The following is a 16,830-nucleotide window of genomic DNA, read 5'->3' on the forward strand; positions in this document are numbered from 1 at the left end:
GCGGCCTCAGCGGTTGGCGTCGGAGTGGGTCATGGCGGTATAGAACAGCCAGGACACCAACAGGATGATCAGGAAGTACACCAGCGAAAACGCCGCCGCCGGGCCGAGATCGAATTGGCCTACGGCCATCTGGGTCAAGGTCTGACTCAGAAAGGTGGTGGCATTGCCCGGCCCGCCACCGGTCAGTACGAACGGCTCGGTGTAGATCATGAAACTGTCCATGAAGCGCAGCATCACCGCGATCAACAGCACGCTTTTCATCTTGGGCAACTGGATATGTCGGAAAACCGCCCAGGCCGACGCCCGATCAATGCGCGCAGCCTGGTAGTACACGTCCGGGATCGCCCGCAGCCCCGAATAGCACAGCAACGCCACCAAGGAAGTCCAGTGCCACACGTCCATCACCAGCACGGTGACCCAGGCGTCCATGGTGTTCGCCGCATAGTTATAGCTGATACCCATGGCGTTGAGGCTGTAACCGAGCAGGCCGATATCGGCGCGACCGAAAATCTGCCAGATGGTGCCGACCACGTTCCACGGAATCAACAAGGGGATCGCCAGCACGATCAACACCAGCGACGACCAGCGGCCCTTGGTCGGCATGGTCAGGGCGATGGCAATGCCCAGGGGAATTTCGATCAGCAGCACACAGGCCGAATAGATGAACTGGCGCAGCAGCGAGTCATGCAGGCGCGGGTCGAGCAGCACCTGTTTGTACCAGTCGGCGCCGACGAAATAGCGGCTGGACTGGTCGAAAATGTCCTGCACCGAGTAGTTGACCACGGTCATCATCGGGATCACGGCACTGAACGCCACCAGCAGGAACACCGGCAACACCAGCCACCAGGCCTTGTTGTTCTGCACCTTGTTCATGGCAGTTCCTCCAGCAGGTAATCGTCGGCGTAGAGCATCAGCCATTGCGCGGGGAAGCTGATGCAGGCGCGGCCTTCGGGCACCGGTTTGTCTTCGGCCAGGCGCACTTTGAGCGTGGCGCCGTCGAGGTTGAGGGTCATGATTTTGTAGGTGCCGAGGTCTTCCACATGTGTGACGTCGGCCTGCAAGGCGTCAGGGTTATGCTCGTCCCACACATGGATGAATTCCGGGCGAATACCCACCTGAAGCTTTTTGTAATCGGTGGCAGCGAGGCGCTGCTGCAGTGCCTCGGACAACGGCAACGACGTGTTGGCAAACCGCACCCCACCCGCCTCGGCCTGCACCTCGATCAGATTCATCCCAGGGCTGCCGATGAAATAACCGACAAAGGTGTGGCTCGGCCGCTCGAACAATTCGCGTGGCGTGCCGAACTGCACGATCTGCCCGCCGTACATCACGGCAATTTTATCGGCGAAGGTGGATGCCTCGAGCTGGTCGTGGGTGACGTAGACCATGGTGATGTTGAACTGCTCGTGAATCTGCTTGAGCTTGCGCCGCAGTTTCCACTTCAGGTGCGGGTCGATCACCGTCAGCGGCTCATCGAACAGGATCGCCGACACGTCGTCGCGCACCAGGCCACGGCCCATGGAGACTTTCTGTTTTTCGTCGGCGGTGAGGTTGCGGGCTTTTTTGCTCAACAGGTTTTGCAGGTCGAGAACCTCGGCAATTTCCTGCACCTTGCTGTGAATTTTCGCCTCGGCCATGCCTTGGTTGCGCAAGGGAAACGCCAGGTTATCGAACACTGTCATGGTGTCGTACACCACCGGGAACTGAAACACCTGGGCGATATTGCGCTTTTCCGGGGTGAGGTCGTTGACCACTTGGGTATCGAACAACACCTGGCCCTCGGACGGGCTGAGCAGGCCGGAAATGATGTTAAGCAAGGTCGACTTGCCGCAGCCCGATGGCCCGAGCAAGGCGTAGGCTCCGCCTTGCTCCCACACATGGTTCATTGCCCGGATGGCGTAATCCTCTGGGCCGCTCGGGGTCGCGCTGTAGCTGTGCGCCAGGTTCTGCAAATGGATCTCGGCCATCAGGCAACCCTCGCGACACGGCGCCCGGGGGCCTGGACCAAACGGCCCTGGCCATCGAACACAAACAGTTTATGGGTGGGGATGTACACGCGGATCGGCGCATCGACGTCGTACTCGTGCACCCCCGGCAGGTGCAATACGAGCAGGAAGTGTTCGCTGCGCACATGCAGGAAGGTTTCCGAGCCGCTGATCTCGGCGACTTCCACGGTCACCGCCAGCTCCAGGTCATCGTCGTTGCTCGGCACCAGGCTGATATGGCTGGGGCGCACGCCAAAGCGGAACTCACCTTCGCCGATGGGGCGCAGGTCGACATTGAGCGGGAAATGCACGAAGTTGGCGAAACTCACTTCGTTGCCACTGATGCGCCCCGGCATCAGGTTGATCGGCGGCTCGGAAAACAACTCGGCCGCCAATACGCTTTGCGGCTGGTGATAGACCTCGGCGGCCTTGCCGCTCTGGATCACCCGGCCTTCATGCAGGATGGTGGTGGTACCGCCCAGCGCCAACGCTTCGTTCGGCTCGGTGGTGGCGTAGATGGCGATGGTGTGGCGCGCCTTGAACAGTTCGCGCATTTCCTGGCGCAGCTCTTCGCGCAACTTGTAATCCAGGTTGACCAACGGCTCATCGAACAGGATCAGCTCGGCGTCCTTCACCAACGCCCGGGCCATGGCCGTACGCTGCTGCTGGCCACCGGACAGTTCCAGCGGGTGGCGCTGCAGGAATTTCTCGATGCGCAGCATCCGCGCCGTTTCCAGCACCTTGCTCTGGATCAGCTCGTTGGACACACCGGCCTGGCGCAAAGGCGAGGCGATGTTCTCGAACACGGTCATGGTCGGGTAGTTGATGAACTGCTGATACACCATCGACACGTTGCGCAGGCGCACCGGTTTTTGCGTGACATCCACACCGTTCATCAGGATGCGACCGCTGTCGGGCTTGTCCAGACCGGCCATCAGGCGCATCAAACTGGTCTTGCCGGACAGGGTGCGACCGAGCAACACGTTGAAGGAGCCCGCCTCGAAGCGCAGGTTGGCGTCGTCGATCCAGGTTTGACCTTCGACAACGCGGGAGACATGTTCCAGGGTCAATGACATGACACGACCTTTTTATTATTGGAATGAATCTGGCCAGTTATCAGAGCGAGTTTCGTGCCAGAAATGGCAGGTGGTTGATGCATAAGGAAATGGGTCAATCTGGATGTTCAGGAATGAACACCCTGGCTGAACAAATGAACACTGAGGGGGTTGACAATGAACAGTTCTGAACAACACTGATCAGACTGTGGGAGGGGGCTTGCTCCCGATAGCGGTATATCAGTAAAAGAAATGCTGACTGACACACCGCTATCGGGAGCAAGCCCCCTCCCACATGGGTCTGGTTACATCCGTTAGATTGTGCACACTCAATAACAATAAAAATGAAGGTCAATACATGGCCGAACCACTGACTCACGACACCATCATCCAGGACTCCTGGCGCCGTTGCCGAGCGTTCGGCCTGGATCACCAGAGCGTCCCCAGCTTCGACCAACTGCCCGCCGAGGGCATTCGGCAGTTACTGGAGAGCCAGCATTCACTGGTGCAGACCACCCATCAGGAGGTGCTGCCCTACTACGAGAACATCCTGAGCAATTCCAATTGCCTGATCATGCTGGCCGACAACCAGGGCCAGGTCCTGACGTCGTGGGGCACCCAGCGCTTTATCGAACCTGGGCTGGCCCGTGGTTTCAGCGCGGGTGCGAGCTGGATGGAACACGCCAGCGGCACCAACGCCATCGGCACCGCGTTGGCCTGCGCCCAGGCGGTGCATATCGAGCACGACGAACACTTCCTCAAGGCCAACCGCTTCATGACCGGTTCGGCGGCGCCGATTTTCGACGCGCAACGCGAGATCATCGCGGTGCTGGACGTTTCCAGCGACAGCTACCTGCCGCCCTCCCACACCCTGGGCATGGTCAAGATGATGAGCCAGACCGTGGAAAACCGGCTGATCCTCAACCTGTTTCGCGGCGAGCATTTCCAGCTGACGTTCAACACCGGCCTGAGCAACCTCGACAGCCAGTGGGCAGGCCTGCTGATCTTTGATGAAAGCGGCCAGGTGCTGTCGGCCAACCGGCGCGCGGACAACCTGCTGGGGATCAGCTTGTCGAGAGTGATGATCGACAGCTTATTCAAGGTGTCGCTGCTGGAGTTGTTGAATCAGCCGGAGGGGCTGGCGTTTTCCCTGCAAGCAGCGGGACGCAATCGCTTCCAATGCCTGCTCAAGCGCCCCAGGCAGACGCCGGTACAAGCGCGGATGTTCAATGAACCGGCGCCTGCGAAGCCGAGCTCCGTGAGCCTCACCACCCTGCATTTTGGCGACGCACGCGTGGAGAAAGCCGTGCGCCAGGCCGAGCGCCTGCTGGAGAAGGATATTCCGTTGTTGATCCACGGCGAGACCGGCGTGGGCAAAGAGGTATTCGTCAAAGCCTTGCATCAGGCCAGTTCCCGTAGCCGCCAGGCATTGATCGCGGTGAACTGTGCGGCGATTCCGGCTGAGCTGGTGGAATCGGAACTGTTCGGCTATGAAAAAGGCGCGTTCACCGGCGCCAATCAAAAGGGCAGCATCGGCCTGATCCGCAAGGCCGACAAGGGCACGCTGTTTCTCGATGAGATCGGCGATATGCCTCTTCCCACCCAGGCGCGACTGTTGCGGGTACTGCAGGAACGCTGCGTGCAGCCGGTGGGCAGCAGTGAGGTGTTCCCGGTGGACTTGCGCATCATCTCGGCGACCAACCGCGCGCTACGGGAGCTGGTGCAAGCCGGGCGTTTTCGGGAGGATTTGTATTACCGCATTGGTGGCCTGACCCTGGAACTGCCGCCGTTGCGCGAGCGCAGCGACAAGCAGGCGTTGTTCCAGCAACTGTGGCAGCGACACCGGGACCCCACGCAGTGGGCCGGCCTGAGCGCCGAGGTGCTGAAGCTGTTCGAACAGCATCCATGGCCGGGCAATCTGCGCCAGGTCAGCAGTGTGCTGCAGGTGGCATTGGCGATGGCTGAGGAACAGCCGATCCGCCCGGAGCATCTGCCCGATGACTTTTTTGTGGATTTGCAGGGGCCGATACCGCAGCCCGCCAGCGAGCGACTGGATGACAGCATCGACCTGACGCAACGCTTGAAGGCGGCAGGCGGCAACATATCGCACCTCGCCCGCGAACTCGGGGTGAGCCGCAATACCCTGTATAAGCGCCTGCGCCAGAACGAAGGCTGAACCGGCACGTTAGTCAGCCAGATGCCTCTTCAGCGCCAACGCCACGACACGCCGGTATAGAGGCCCCGACCATCGGCCGGTGTGGAGCGCGCGACATCCAGGCCTTTATCGTCATAGCCCGGGGTGACGGTGTTGGCATAACGCCGGTTGGTGAGGTTGCGCAGATCGACCCAGGCCTGCCAATCCTGCTTGGGCGCGTCAAAGCCAAACGTGGCGCCCAGGGTGGTGTAGGCCGCGGCGTAGTAAGAGTTGGCGTAGTCCACCGCCACCCGCGAGGCATGCTCGGTGTTGAGGCTGGTGTAGAAACCGCTCGGGTGGCTGTAGCGCAGTTGCGCCTGGTAATAATGCTTGGGAATGCCCGGCAAGGTGTTGTCACCGAAACGCTCGTCGTCGCGGTAGTGGAAGTCGCTGAAGGTATAGGCTTGGCGCAGCGCCAGCTGGCCGTTGGGGCCACCGTCCCATAGCGGGCTGAGCAGGCTCAGTTCCACGCCTTGATGCACGGTGGGGCTGGCGTTGGCTTCAGCGACGATGGAATTGCTGGTTGCGGTCTGGGCCTGGGTTTCCACGGTCAACAGTTCGTGGCGAACTTCCGAGCGGTAGAGCGCCAGGTCCCACTGACCAAGCCAGGCGTCACCGCGGCCACCGACTTCCAGCGTCGTCGCCGTCTGGTTGCGCAACTTCACGCCTTCGCGCTGCAAGCCGGTGGCCGCGCCACTGCCGGTACCGAAGTATTTGTTGGAACCCCAGATCATCGACCAGGCGTGCGGCGGCTCTACCGAGCGGCTCAGGTTGGTGTACACCTGCAATTGCGGGGTGAAGTCATAGCGCAGGCCAATGCGTGGCGCGTAGTCCCAATCGTGCTGGCTGGTCGGTGCCTGGCCGTCTGGATAGGTGACCTGGGTTTCGCGGCGGGTATAGATCGCGGCCAGGCCGGTGGTCAGCCATAGGTCAGGCACCAGCTCCAGTTCGTTGCCGATATGCAGCACGGTGTCGGAACCCAGGTAGGTGTAGTCACGGGTCTTGGTGCCCGGAGCGTAGCCGGCCGTATTGCCCGCCGGGATGCGCACGTACTCCGAGGCGCCGTTGTTCGGCATCGCCTGGGTGGTGCGCAGGCCGAGCGTGGTTTTGCTGTCGTGGCCGAACAGACTGTCCTGGCGAATGTAATTGAGGGTGCCGCTGATGTCGGTGTAGGCGACTTTCAGGCGGTTGGTGCCTTCGCGCAGGTCCATCGGGTAGTCGTGATAGGCCAGCCCGACTTCGACGCGCGAAGCGTCATCCAATTGCAGGGTGGTCTTGTTGGCGATCCAGGTGGAACCCGGTTGCAAGCGCTTGGAATCGCGGGCGGCGTTGAGGCTGTTGGCGGCACGCGGGTCATGGCTGATTTGGTAACGGGTGAGCTTGCCCGGGGTGTCGTTGGTGGTTTCGCGGTAGCGAAAATAGAAGCGCGTTTCCAGGTCCGGGTTGAAGCGATAGCCAAAGTTGGCCGCGACGCCCTTGCCGGCGCCAGCGCTCTGGTGTTGGTAACCGTCGGACGCAGAATCGGTGAGGCTGATGTAGTAATCGGCATCCCCGAGCACCTGGCCGGAACTGATCTCGCGCTGGGCGTAACCACGGCTGCCCGCTTCATAGCGCAGTTGCAGTTTGGGCGCATCAAGACCGGTGCGGCTGACATAGTTGACCGCGCCGCCCAGGGCCAACGCGCCCCGGTCGAAGCCATTGGCGCCGCGCAGCACTTCTACCCGGCTTTGCCAAAGCGGGTCCTTGAGCTCATAGGGCGTACCGCCGGGGCCGGTGAGCGGCAGACCGTCGAACATTTCGTACAACCCGGAGGCGTGGGCACCGGGGCTGCGGTTCAGGCCCGAACCGCGAATGGACAGCTTGACCCCTTCATTGTTCGCCGCCTTGGCGTATACCCCGGCCTGGTATTTGAAGACGTCCTCATTGGTGCTGATTCGCCCTTGCTGCACGCTGTTCATGTCAATGAAATTGGTGCCGCCGGGCACGCTTTTGAGCTGCGCCTGGGCGATTTCGCCGGCGCTGGCTTGGCCCGTGGTGACTTCGACCGGCGCCAATTGCAGGCTGTCGGCCTGTACCAGCGAACTGAGGGCCAGGGTGGCGAATAGCAGCGGAGGTTGTCGCAACAGCATGGGCGGGTCCTTGGAAGACAGGGCGTGGACGGCAGCGCCGGCACGCGAACAGTCATGGGAAGGCGCCCACACCCGCCAAGTCACGCGCGCACCGGGATTCGCTGGTAAGTCCAAAATCGAATTAACAAATGAAAACTCAGTATTTATAGAAATAACCGCTACGCTTTACTGTGGGTCATCGAACCCCCCACCGCCGAGATCCCACTCATGCAAACATCCGCCACCCTCATCGACTTCACCCTTCATCGTAAGCGTCGCCAGGCACGTGCGGCGGCCGAGTTGATGTGGGCGATGTACGCCGCGCGTGCAGGGCTGGCCGTGTTTACCGCGCGGGCCTTGGCAAACAGCGATACCCGCCAGGCGTAACGCCGATGAACTTCCTTCACGCCATTCCCGAACCGCCTGAGCCGCCGCCCACACCCAGCACCGACGATGACGTGATCAGCCTGTGCGTGGCGCATAACCTGCAACGCCTGCGCAGCAAGCGCCACCTGTCATTGGACGGGCTGGCGCGTGCCTGCGGCGTAAGCCGTGCAATGCTGGCGCAAATCGAGTCCGGGCGCAGCGTGCCGTCGATCAAGGTGCTGTGCAAGATTGCCAAGGGCTTGAAGGTGTCGGTGGCGGCCTTTCTGGAAGACCGCGCGTTCGAGGGTGTCGAAGTGCTGCCGGCGCGACAGAGCAAACGCCTGGTGAGCGCTGATGGAGCGTTCGTCAGCCGCGCGTTGTTCCCTTTCGATAGGGCGCGTCAGTCCGAATTTTATGAAATCCGTCTGCGAGGCCTGGGTGAAGAAGTCTCCGAGGGCCACGGACCCGGCATCCAGGAAAACCTGGTGGTCGCCCAGGGGGTGCTGGAGGTCAGCGTCAACGATGAGCGCTACCTGCTCTCTACCGGCGATTCGATTCTGTTTTTCGCCGACCAGCCGCACCGCTATCGCAACCCGGCTGACAGCGAGGCGGTGGCGTTCCTGGTGATCATTTACCCCGAACGCCTGGACTGAATGCAAAAAGCCCCGAAAATTCGGGGCTTTTGTCTGCCAGGCGAGCTGTCAGCAGGTGCAGCACATCATCGGCATGCCGTTGCAGCTCATCATCATCGGCATGGCGCAGTCGTTAATCATTTTGTTCATCAGCATGCAGCAGTTTTCCATCATGCCCATGCTCATGCCCGACATCGGCATCATTTTGCACAGCATGCTGTCACCCTGCAGGGTGCACTCCATCACGCATTTCATCATGCCCATGGGCATCGGCATGTTCATGCTCGACAGCATGTTCATCGCGTCCGCCGACATGCACATCATGTTCATATTGGCGCACTGCATCATCATCGGCATGCCGCAGTTCATCATCATCGCCATCATCTCGGCGCTGGTCTTGAACTGGGCCATGTCCATGCCTGCGGCAGGTTTCATGGTGCACATCATGGCGTCACCGGCCATTTCGCACTGCATGGTCGCCATCATCATGGGCATACCCATCATCGGCATCATTGGCATGGAGGTGTTCATCGGCATCTGCATTGCGTTCATCATGTTCGAAACTCCGTAATCGACAGGAAAGGCCAGGTTCTGGCGCCGATTCTAGAACCGACAGGCAACGGCGCAAGACGTTGGCAGAGCAGCAGGATTGGATGTTCGAAGGGCGACTTGGCCGGTTTTAACACGCGCAAAAACCGGCATCACGTCGATACCGACGCTGCAACGGCAAAACACGCCATGTAAGTTGCGAAATGGACGCGATGGATATGCGAACCAGGAACTTAAATATTCCAGATGGAAATAAACGATCTAACCCACTGCAAATAGATCACTTGCGCGCCCCGCTGCCTGGCAATTCCAGGGTTTGCATCAGATCGTCAGCGTCCGACCCAGCAGGAAATCTGAACCCATACATCTCATCGGTGGCCAGGATGTCGGCAAGCGCATCGCATAGCTGCGCCTCGGTCGGTGAGTCGCGCAGCAGTTTGTGCGCGGATAGCAAAACCTCCGAGGCCACTCCTTGAGCACTCGCGGCGTCGATGACAGCAAAAAGGATAAATCGCAGGCGGATTTCGCGATCAGTAGGCCAAACCGTTTTTCGCTTACCCAAGGTAGGCACTCGTGTTTAAGAAAAGTCCGAGGCTAGGGCCGACCGGGGGCGTGTTTCAAGCTGTCCAGGGCATCATAGGCATCTTCCTACAGAGGAAAAAGAAACATCGCACCCACAGGCCTGTTCGTGCCCCCGCGTGTCACTGCACAGGCAGGAAATTCATCAGCAGCAGACTTTGCGCATAGTTGAGGCCGATACGTCGGTAGCGCTCATCGAGTATCTGGGTCAGCAGATCCAAGCGTGCGACGATCTTGCCGAACTCGACGGCGAAACTGAGGTTGCTGCCCTCCTCCGATATTTCATTGGAAAACAGCAGCAACACGCCATTGGCGTCCTGGCGCTGGCCGAGCAGCCAAGTGGCTTTCTCGATATTGCGTGCGGCGTTGCTGACAAACTGGGGGTTGATCGAGTCGGTCACATAGAACTGCGTACGCCCTCCGTGTGCGGTCACCAGCATGCTGCCGATCGCGTAGATGAACGCCCCCACCCGATCACCTCGAAACTCCGGGCTCAGGGAGTAGCTCAAGGCCGCCAGATCACGGCGCTCTCCCAGCGCAGGCAATGGCTGACGGTTTTCGATGGCCTGGCGAATAGCGCGCGCAGCGCTCACCGCATCCGGATAACCAGACTGGCGCCACTGGTTGGGATTGCGCAGGTAAAGCTTGCTCATCAGCAGATACAGGCTTTGCAGGTTGTCGCGCATGCCCAGGGTGGCCATGCGGTCCACGCTGGTTTGAAAAAACTCATCGGGCTTGCCATCGCTGAACTGCCTGGCGATGTCGCGCCCCTGTTGCTGGCTGCAACCGACGGCACACAGCGCCAGTATCGCAACCAGCCACCGCGGCCAACGGGTGATAAAAACTGTGAACGTTCGATGCATCGGTACCGGGTCTACGCCTGTTGGCCAACCGCAGGAATCGGATGGCTGGGACAGAGGTAGATCAGGAAAACGGGAAAAAGTGCAGCACCACGGGTTCAGATAAGCATCGGACTACAGGCCCGGCCTTTAACTATTAAACGTGTAGAAAATTTGAATTAGCGAGTTGCCCCCTCGGTCAAGAATTATGGATACGATAAATCTGACGAGGTAACAGCAATGACTATCCAGGCAGAGACACTCGTACAACTGACCGAAGCGCTGAAAGAGCGCGGCCTGAATCTGGTTTCAGATGTCCACTTCACCCGCGCACCCTATCGGCATAATCACCGCTGGATTTGCACGGTAGAGTAACGGTCCACACTGCTGACGGCTTGGCGGCGTAGCCGGCCGTTGGCACCTTCCAGCACTGCGCAAGGGACGCCTACATAAAACAGGCCCCGATCTGCTGGGACTGTGTAAAACTCATGCTTTGGTGACAGTCACCGCCTCCCTGCAGACCTTGCGAGTAATCACATGATCGACGGTTCCGCTGTGTTAACAGTGTTCTTTGTCTACTTGGCGGGTGTCGTTATTCCTGGCCCGAATTTCGTTGCCGTCGTCCATAAGGCGGTGGCCGCTACGCGCGCTGAAGCCCTGGCTTTGGTCGCGGGAATCGTGGTGGTCAATCTGTTCTGGTCAACCTGTGCGATTGGAGGGCTGGGGATCGTATTCGCTGCTCTCCCCTGGGCCGCCTTTGTTGTGAAGATGCTCGGGGCCGCCTATCTGATGTGGTTCGGGTTCCGATTGCTACTCAATGCCGGCAGGAATGCTATCGGTCCCTCAAATGATACCGTAGCCGGCAGTTGCCGACAGTCCTTCACTCAAGGGGTGATTACCAACCTGGGCAACCCGAAGTCCATGGCCTTCTATGCCGCAGTATTCTCAGCCGCAGCCCCCGCCCACGTTTCGCCAGGCACGTTCTTGTCGATGCTGGCCGTTGTCGTGGTAGTTTCGATGGTTTGGTATGGAATGGTCGCAATCGCTCTTTCCCAGCCCAGGATTGCCAGCGCTTATCAAGGACGCAAAAAAGCGATTGATCGGCTGTGTGGAGGGTTGATTTTGTCGTTGGGGATTCGTCAGTTGATTTAGCAGTCCTGTAACCGAGAACTGAGCTGGCTATTCACTCCAATCAAACCTCAGGATTAGAGGCTGCCTGCAACGTCGAGGCGATAAGGTCACGCAGCCATCTATGGGCCGGGTCTCGGTGCAGTCGTTCGGGCCATAACATCAGCATTTCAAAACCGGGAATGGCCAGTGGAGGCGCTTGGACGTGAAGTGCCGGCTCATCTCGCACCAGCCTTTCTGGCACCACCGCCACAAGGTCGCTGTGCGCCAATGCTGAGACAAGCGAGTTGAAATTGGACACTGACAATACGACGCGTCGTTCAAGCCCTTTCACTGCCAGTGCCTGATCAGTAGTCCCCACGAACCCAGCGCCATCAGGTGACATAACAGCATGTTCAAGGGCGCAGAACGCTTTGAGCGATAGCTTGGCTGCCAACGCCGGATGGCCGCGCCGCCCTGCCAGCACGTAGCGTTCGTGCACCAAAGACCGATGGCGCAGTTTGGCTGGAGCGTCATCGCGGGTGTGCAGCGCCAGGTCGAGCTGGCCGTTCTCCAGTTCATTGGCAAGGCTGACGGGATGCTTGTTCAACAGTGCCAGGCGGGTATTCGGGGCCAGGCGCCTGAGCAGCGCCAGCGAGGGCCAGACCAAAGCGGTGGCTGCATAATCACTGGCTGCCACCTTCCACGTCTGATGGGACATCGCGGGCTCAAAAGCGCCGCCAGGACTGAGTGCGCCTTCCAGCGCTACCAGCGCTTCACGCAGCGGCCCACGCAGTTCACGGGCCCGCTCGGTAGGCGACATGCCTCGCGGGCCGGGCAGCAACAGGGGATCGTCGAGCAGTTCTCGCAGTCGGCCCAGTTGCAGGCTGACGGTAGGTTGGGCGAGGTTGAGCAATCGAGCGGCCCGCGTAACGTTCTGCTCGGACAACAGCGCATCCAGGGTGACCAGCAGATTGAGATCGAGACGGCGCAAGGTATTGTGCATGTAAATACCATATGTTTCGGAAATTCATTTCTATCATACCTGGTTCGTCGTTACGGTGAGGGCATAACCACTCGGAGCCCCTCATGAAGCTACTGCTGATTTACGCCCACCCTGAACCTCGTTCGCTCAACGGCTCGCTGAGGGATTTCGCGATTGCTCACCTGGAAACCGCAGGCCACCAGGTCAAGGTTTCAGATTTGTACGCTATGCATTGGAAAGCGCCCATCGATACGAACGACGCGCCAGGCTATGACGACAGCAAACCGTTCAACCCGGCAATCGAATCCCAGCGAGTATTCGCCGCCGGCACCCAACCGGCAGACATCGAGGCGGAACAGGCCAAGCTTCTGTGGGCCGATGCCGTGATCATCCAATTCCCACTGTGGTGGTTCTCGATGCCTGCGATCCTCAAGGGCTGGGTCGAACGCGTCTATGCCTACGGATTTGCCTACGGTGTCGGCGAACACAGCGAACGCCACTGGGGTGACCGCTATGGCGAAGGCCGCCTGGCAGGAAAGCGGGCGATGCTGGTGGTCACCATGGGCGGCTGGGAGTCGCACTACAGTGCCCGAGGGGTCAACGGTGCGCTGGATGACCTGCTGTTTCCTATCCAGCACGGGGTGCTGTTCTATCCCGGGTTCACTGTGATGCCGCCCTTCCCAATCTATAAAACCAGCAAAATGGACGCCGCTCGTTTCGACGAGCTAGCCAAGGCCTATGCTGCGCGGCTGGATAGCCTGTTCGATGATGAACCTTTGCCGTTTCGTCGTCAGAATGCCGGGGACTATGACATCCCGGCATTGACGCTCAAGCCGCATATCGCGCCGGGCCGTCAGGATCTGGGCATCCATATAGGCGATGCCATACAGTCTCAGGGCTAAGCATTCGCCGGCGTGCGCTGGGGCGCGCGATGACTGTTCAGGCACCAGACGACACCGGTGACCAGCAGCAGGATCGCGGCGAACTCGTATGAATCGGGGAATCGATGTTCCCATAGAAAACCAAAAACCAGCGCCGCCAGCGTCTCGATCACCAGCACTTGCCCGCTGAGCGCCAATGGCAGAAGCCTGCTGGCCTGATTCCAGCACGCGCCACCGATAACCGAGGATAAAAACGCCACGCCGCCAGCCACCAGGAAAAAGTGCAGCCATTCGGCGCTGCCATGGCTGGCGGCGTGCAAACCCAGGACCGGCGCCGCCAACAGCAGCGACTGCGCGCCGGTTATCACACCCATCAGCAGTGCCCAGTCATGGGAGGACACGCTGGCGACCTGAACCAGCCGCCGAGCGTTGCTCACCGCGAACCAACTCCAGGTGGCTAATGCGCCCAGCGCGCATGAAATCCCTGCGAGGCTGGTCAATGTGTCGGGCCTGTCGCCATTGACCAACGCATGCCAGCTGATCAGTACCACGCCGCCTACGGCACAGCACAACGAGGGAACGAGCTTGCGCAATGGCACGGCGTTGACGTCATGACGCCCCGCCAACGTGACGAACACCGGGATGAGCCCGACGATAAGCGAGGTTGTGGCAATGCCCACCAGCTGCACACCGGTGCCCACCAGCGCATAGTAGATAAGGTTGCCTACCAGGCTGAGCCAGAAGAGTGATTTCCAATCGGCAATCGTCAGGTTGGCGCAGACCCGCCGCCAGCGCGGCATCAGCAAAGCGAACGAGATCGCGCCATAACAGAGAAACCGCAGGACGGCGAACTGCAGCCCGCTCAGCCCCGGAGTCAGCTGGGGCCCGAGGAAGATCACGCCCCAACATAGCCCCGCGCATACTCCGTAGACGATGCCCTTGAGCAGTGATCGATCAGCAAACATTTCATCCGCGCTCCAAAGACTGGTGGTGGAAGTCTGCGGCAGCGGGCTCAGGGAATATTGGCGCTAATTGCGGGATTTTTTACCCAGGCTGTTTTTGCGCTTTACGATAAACCGCCGGGCTCGTAGCGCTTACCCGTTGCATGGCTCGGGTCAGCGAGGCCTGGTCGGAAAAACCGGCGCGCAGGGCAATCTCGGAGATGGGTAATGACGTAGCGCGCAGCCATCGTTGAGCTTGCTGGATGCGCACGTCGGTCAACCAGGCTTGCGGACTCATCTCGAACGCCTGCCGGAAGCGCTGGTGCAGTTGACTCATGCTCATGCTGGCGACTTCAGCCATGGCTTGGTTAGTCCAGTTCGCCCCCGGATTTGACCGCAGACGGGCAATCAACTGCTCGAACGGGTCGCAAAAACGCGGGGCATCCGGGCTAAGGGATGACAAAAGCAACGGCCCCAGCTGTGAGGCCGTGAGGGACAGTTGGGCATTGCCTACCAACTCGGCGAACTCGATCAGCCGGCGTGTCGCCGGGGGAATAGGGACATATATCTGCTGGGCAAGACGCTCGATCTGCAGCGTTTCCAAGGTGGTCGGCGCGCAGTCCAATACCAGAAAGCAACTATCGGCGTTCGTGTGCTGCGAATGCACCGCGCCAGGCGTCACCAGGGCTGCCACTGACGGATCGATGCACCCTCCGCGACCGCCTACGTCGATTTCCATGCGGCCATGGATCGGCAATACCAATTGAGTGTGGTCATGGTGATGGTTGTGGTTTTCGCGCTCGTAACTGCGCACTTCAAGGCTTAGAAACATTCATGCACCCTTTGCCCCGTCTGGTTGATGCCCCACAACGCCGGCTCGCAAGACCAGATCATGGTCGCGACTCGCACAGCACCCTCGCAGGGCCTGGGTCTTTAACGAGTTCAGGCGGCAAGGTTACTTTCGTAGGTAGGCAAACATGTGCCGTACGTAATCGGCTTTCCCGAGAGGTACGCCGTTATGACGCAAAATGTTGTAAGCCGTGATCAGATGAAAGTAAAACTGAGGTGTAGCCCAGTTCACTGCGTATTCGCTGCCGGACATATCGAAGGCCATGCCATTGGGTAACTCAATAGAAATCTGGCGCTCAGCGCCTTCCTCGATTTGAGCCTGATCGACTGAGTCGAGAAACGCCAACGTGCTCTCGATGAGCGCTTGCGCTGCCGCCAGATTTCCCGGAGGAGTTAGCGAGCGCACCGGCTGTTGCGTCAGTCGCAGCACCGCCTCCTGGGCTTGAGTGCATGCATACTGAATTTGCCGGGCGAGATCGTGCATATCCGGCGCCAGTCGAGATTCAAGCAGAATTTGCGGGTCGTAACCGTGCTCTTGGGCAGATGCCTGACCCTTTGACAAAAGAAACGATAACGCTCGCAGCATTTGCGCGAAACACGGAATGGTAACGGTGTAGACCGACATATCTTCTCCCTGAGTAGTCATTCATGGCGAGCAGAAAGGATCAGCCTTTCTCCCGGATAGCGGTTTGAATCCTAGCAGACTGTTGACCTTCCGCTGCCAACACTCCCGCAGCCGCTTATAGCCCGCCAGCTATACCGAAACTCAGAAACGCAAAAGCCCCGCTTTCGCGAGGCTTTCGTGTGAATCTTGGCGGGAAACCAGGGATTCGAACCCTGGGAACGCTATTAACGTTCGCCGGTTTTCAAGACCGGTGCATTCAACCACTCTGCCAATTTCCCTTGTGCGTTACAGGATCATAGTAGCTCATCCTGCGTCAGCGGGCGCAATAATACCCGAATGAAACACACTGTCAAACTCTCTGCATAGCTTGTTACAGAGCGTCTGTTATGATCTTTGCGACTGAACGTTTCAAAACTGAAGGAGAGTCGCCATGCGCGAACAGAATTACGCAGTGAATGGCAACGCGCAGGCTGAGCAGCTTGAAGTCAGCCGCGTCTTGCGCAATACGTACGGCCTGCTCGCCCTTACCCTCGCATTCAGCGGCGTGATGGCTTACGTGGCCCAGCAGATGCGCGTCGGTTATCCCAACATCTTCGTCGTGTTGATCGGCTTCTATGGTCTGTTCTTCCTGACCAACAAGCTGCGTGACTCGGCCTGGGGCCTGGTGTCGGCCTTTGCCTTGACCGGTTTCATGGGCTTTATCCTGGGCCCGATCCTTAACCGTTACCTCGGCATGGCCGGCGGCGCGGAAGTGGTCAGTTCGGCATTTGCCATGACCGCACTGGTGTTTGGTGGCCTGTCGGCGTACGTGCTGATCAGCCGTAAGGACATGAGCTTCCTGGGCGGCTTCATTACCGCAGGCTTCTTCGTGTTGCTGGCGGCAGTGGTAGCCGGCATGTTCTTCCAGATCAGCGGTTTGCAACTGGCGATCAGCGCAGGCTTCGTGCTGTTCTCCTCGGTGTGCATCCTGTTCCAGACCAGCGCCATCATCCATGGTGGTGAGCGTAACTACATCATGGCGACCATCAGCCTGTATGTATCGATCTACAACCTGTTTATCAGCCTGTTGCAGATCTTCGGCATCATGAGCCGTGACGACTGATTGTTAACGCTATAAAAAATGCCCCGTATCGCG

At 59.4% G+C, this 16,830-nt stretch carries 17 protein-coding genes and 1 tRNA gene; 7 read left to right on the plus strand and 11 right to left on the minus strand.

Annotation, left to right across the window (positions count from 1 at the left end; all coding sequences use genetic code 11):
• Nucleotides 1–6: 6 nt before the first annotated feature.
• Genes C4J89_RS15585 through C4J89_RS15595 form a run of 3 tightly spaced genes read right to left on the minus strand, consistent with a single transcriptional unit; the run spans nt 7 to nt 3,061 of the window.
• Nucleotides 7–873 (minus strand): carbohydrate ABC transporter permease, encoded by an 867-nt coding sequence (locus C4J89_RS15585; protein WP_124363238.1) that lies wholly within the window; start codon nt 871–873, stop codon nt 7–9.
• Nucleotides 870–1,967 (minus strand): ABC transporter ATP-binding protein, encoded by a 1,098-nt coding sequence (locus C4J89_RS15590; RefSeq protein ID WP_124363239.1) that lies wholly within the window; start codon nt 1,965–1,967, stop codon nt 870–872. The genes C4J89_RS15585 and C4J89_RS15590 overlap by 4 nt, the downstream gene beginning before the upstream one ends.
• Nucleotides 1,967–3,061 carry an ABC transporter ATP-binding protein gene (locus tag C4J89_RS15595; RefSeq protein ID WP_124363240.1) on the minus strand — a complete coding sequence of 365 codons (1,095 nt, stop codon included), beginning with the start codon at nt 3,059–3,061 and terminating at the stop codon, nt 1,967–1,969. The genes C4J89_RS15590 and C4J89_RS15595 overlap by 1 nt, the downstream gene beginning before the upstream one ends.
• 337 nt (nt 3,062–3,398) lie before the next feature.
• Between C4J89_RS15595 and C4J89_RS15600 the strand changes: the two genes are divergently transcribed.
• Entirely contained in the window at nt 3,399–5,216 is a 1,818-nt protein-coding gene (locus C4J89_RS15600) for a sigma-54-dependent Fis family transcriptional regulator (RefSeq protein WP_124414948.1), read from the plus strand.
• Between the two features lie 29 nt (nt 5,217–5,245).
• Here the strand turns inward: C4J89_RS15600 and C4J89_RS15605 are convergent, their stop codons facing one another.
• Nucleotides 5,246–7,363, minus strand: coding sequence for a TonB-dependent receptor domain-containing protein (locus C4J89_RS15605; RefSeq protein WP_124414949.1), 2,118 nt, complete (start codon nt 7,361–7,363; stop codon nt 5,246–5,248).
• Between the two features lie 207 nt (nt 7,364–7,570).
• On the opposite strand from C4J89_RS15605, the gene C4J89_RS26940 reads away from it, so the two are divergent.
• Genes C4J89_RS26940 through C4J89_RS27510 form a run of 3 tightly spaced genes read left to right on the plus strand, consistent with a single transcriptional unit; the run spans nt 7,571 to nt 8,911 of the window.
• The gene (locus C4J89_RS26940) at nt 7,571–7,729 is read left to right on the plus strand and encodes a hypothetical protein (protein WP_164484546.1); all 159 of its coding nucleotides are present in this window, start codon (nt 7,571–7,573) and stop codon (nt 7,727–7,729) included.
• 5 nt (nt 7,730–7,734) lie between these two features.
• Nucleotides 7,735–8,361: a helix-turn-helix domain-containing protein gene (locus C4J89_RS15610; protein WP_124363243.1), complete on the plus strand. Its 627-nt coding sequence runs from the start codon at nt 7,735–7,737 to the stop codon at nt 8,359–8,361.
• Between the two features lie 55 nt (nt 8,362–8,416).
• On the plus strand, nt 8,417–8,911 hold the full coding sequence (locus tag C4J89_RS27510; protein WP_372238291.1) for a hypothetical protein: 495 nt from the start codon (nt 8,417–8,419) through the stop codon (nt 8,909–8,911).
• Between the two features lie 258 nt (nt 8,912–9,169).
• Here the strand turns inward: C4J89_RS27510 and C4J89_RS15620 are convergent, their stop codons facing one another.
• Together C4J89_RS15620 and C4J89_RS15625 are read right to left on the minus strand one after the other, a co-directional pair.
• A complete protein-coding gene (locus C4J89_RS15620) occupies nt 9,170–9,451 on the minus strand; it encodes a hypothetical protein (RefSeq protein ID WP_124414950.1) in 282 nt (93 codons plus the stop codon).
• Between the two features lie 139 nt (nt 9,452–9,590).
• A complete protein-coding gene (locus tag C4J89_RS15625; protein ID WP_124414951.1) occupies nt 9,591–10,331 on the minus strand; it encodes a hypothetical protein in 741 nt (246 codons plus the stop codon).
• Between the two features lie 513 nt (nt 10,332–10,844).
• Here C4J89_RS15625 and C4J89_RS15630 point away from each other — a divergent pair.
• Nucleotides 10,845–11,459, plus strand: coding sequence for a LysE family translocator (locus C4J89_RS15630; protein WP_124363246.1), 615 nt, complete (start codon nt 10,845–10,847; stop codon nt 11,457–11,459).
• A gap of 40 nt (nt 11,460–11,499) precedes the next feature.
• Here the strand turns inward: C4J89_RS15630 and C4J89_RS15635 are convergent, their stop codons facing one another.
• Nucleotides 11,500–12,420: a LysR family transcriptional regulator gene (locus C4J89_RS15635; RefSeq protein WP_124414952.1), complete on the minus strand. Its 921-nt coding sequence runs from the start codon at nt 12,418–12,420 to the stop codon at nt 11,500–11,502.
• A gap of 83 nt (nt 12,421–12,503) precedes the next feature.
• On the opposite strand from C4J89_RS15635, the gene C4J89_RS15640 reads away from it, so the two are divergent.
• Nucleotides 12,504–13,301, plus strand: coding sequence for an NAD(P)H-dependent oxidoreductase (locus C4J89_RS15640; RefSeq protein ID WP_124363248.1), 798 nt, complete (start codon nt 12,504–12,506; stop codon nt 13,299–13,301).
• Here the strand turns inward: C4J89_RS15640 and C4J89_RS15645 are convergent.
• From C4J89_RS15645 to C4J89_RS15660, 4 genes are all read right to left on the minus strand, one after another.
• A complete protein-coding gene (locus tag C4J89_RS15645; RefSeq protein ID WP_124363249.1) occupies nt 13,298–14,245 on the minus strand; it encodes a DMT family transporter in 948 nt (315 codons plus the stop codon). The two genes, C4J89_RS15640 and C4J89_RS15645, sit on opposite strands and share 4 nt — an antisense overlap.
• Nucleotides 14,246–14,324: 79 nt before the next feature.
• Nucleotides 14,325–15,053, minus strand: a complete 729-nt coding sequence (locus C4J89_RS15650) for an AraC family transcriptional regulator (protein WP_124363250.1) — start codon at nt 15,051–15,053, stop codon at nt 14,325–14,327.
• 123 nt (nt 15,054–15,176) lie between these two features.
• Nucleotides 15,177–15,695, minus strand: a complete 519-nt coding sequence (locus C4J89_RS15655) for a DUF1993 family protein (RefSeq protein ID WP_124363251.1) — start codon at nt 15,693–15,695, stop codon at nt 15,177–15,179.
• Between the two features lie 187 nt (nt 15,696–15,882).
• Nucleotides 15,883–15,973: transfer RNA gene (locus C4J89_RS15660), tRNA-Ser, on the minus strand.
• Between the two features lie 152 nt (nt 15,974–16,125).
• Between C4J89_RS15660 and C4J89_RS15665 the strand changes: the two genes are divergently transcribed.
• Nucleotides 16,126–16,797, plus strand: a complete 672-nt coding sequence (locus C4J89_RS15665) for a Bax inhibitor-1/YccA family protein (RefSeq protein ID WP_053256786.1) — start codon at nt 16,126–16,128, stop codon at nt 16,795–16,797.
• The last annotated feature ends 33 nt before the right edge of the window (nt 16,798–16,830 follow it).

Origin of the sequence: Pseudomonas sp. R4-35-07, from assembly GCF_003852235.1 — a bacterium.
Classification (GTDB): domain Bacteria; phylum Pseudomonadota; class Gammaproteobacteria; order Pseudomonadales; family Pseudomonadaceae; genus Aquipseudomonas.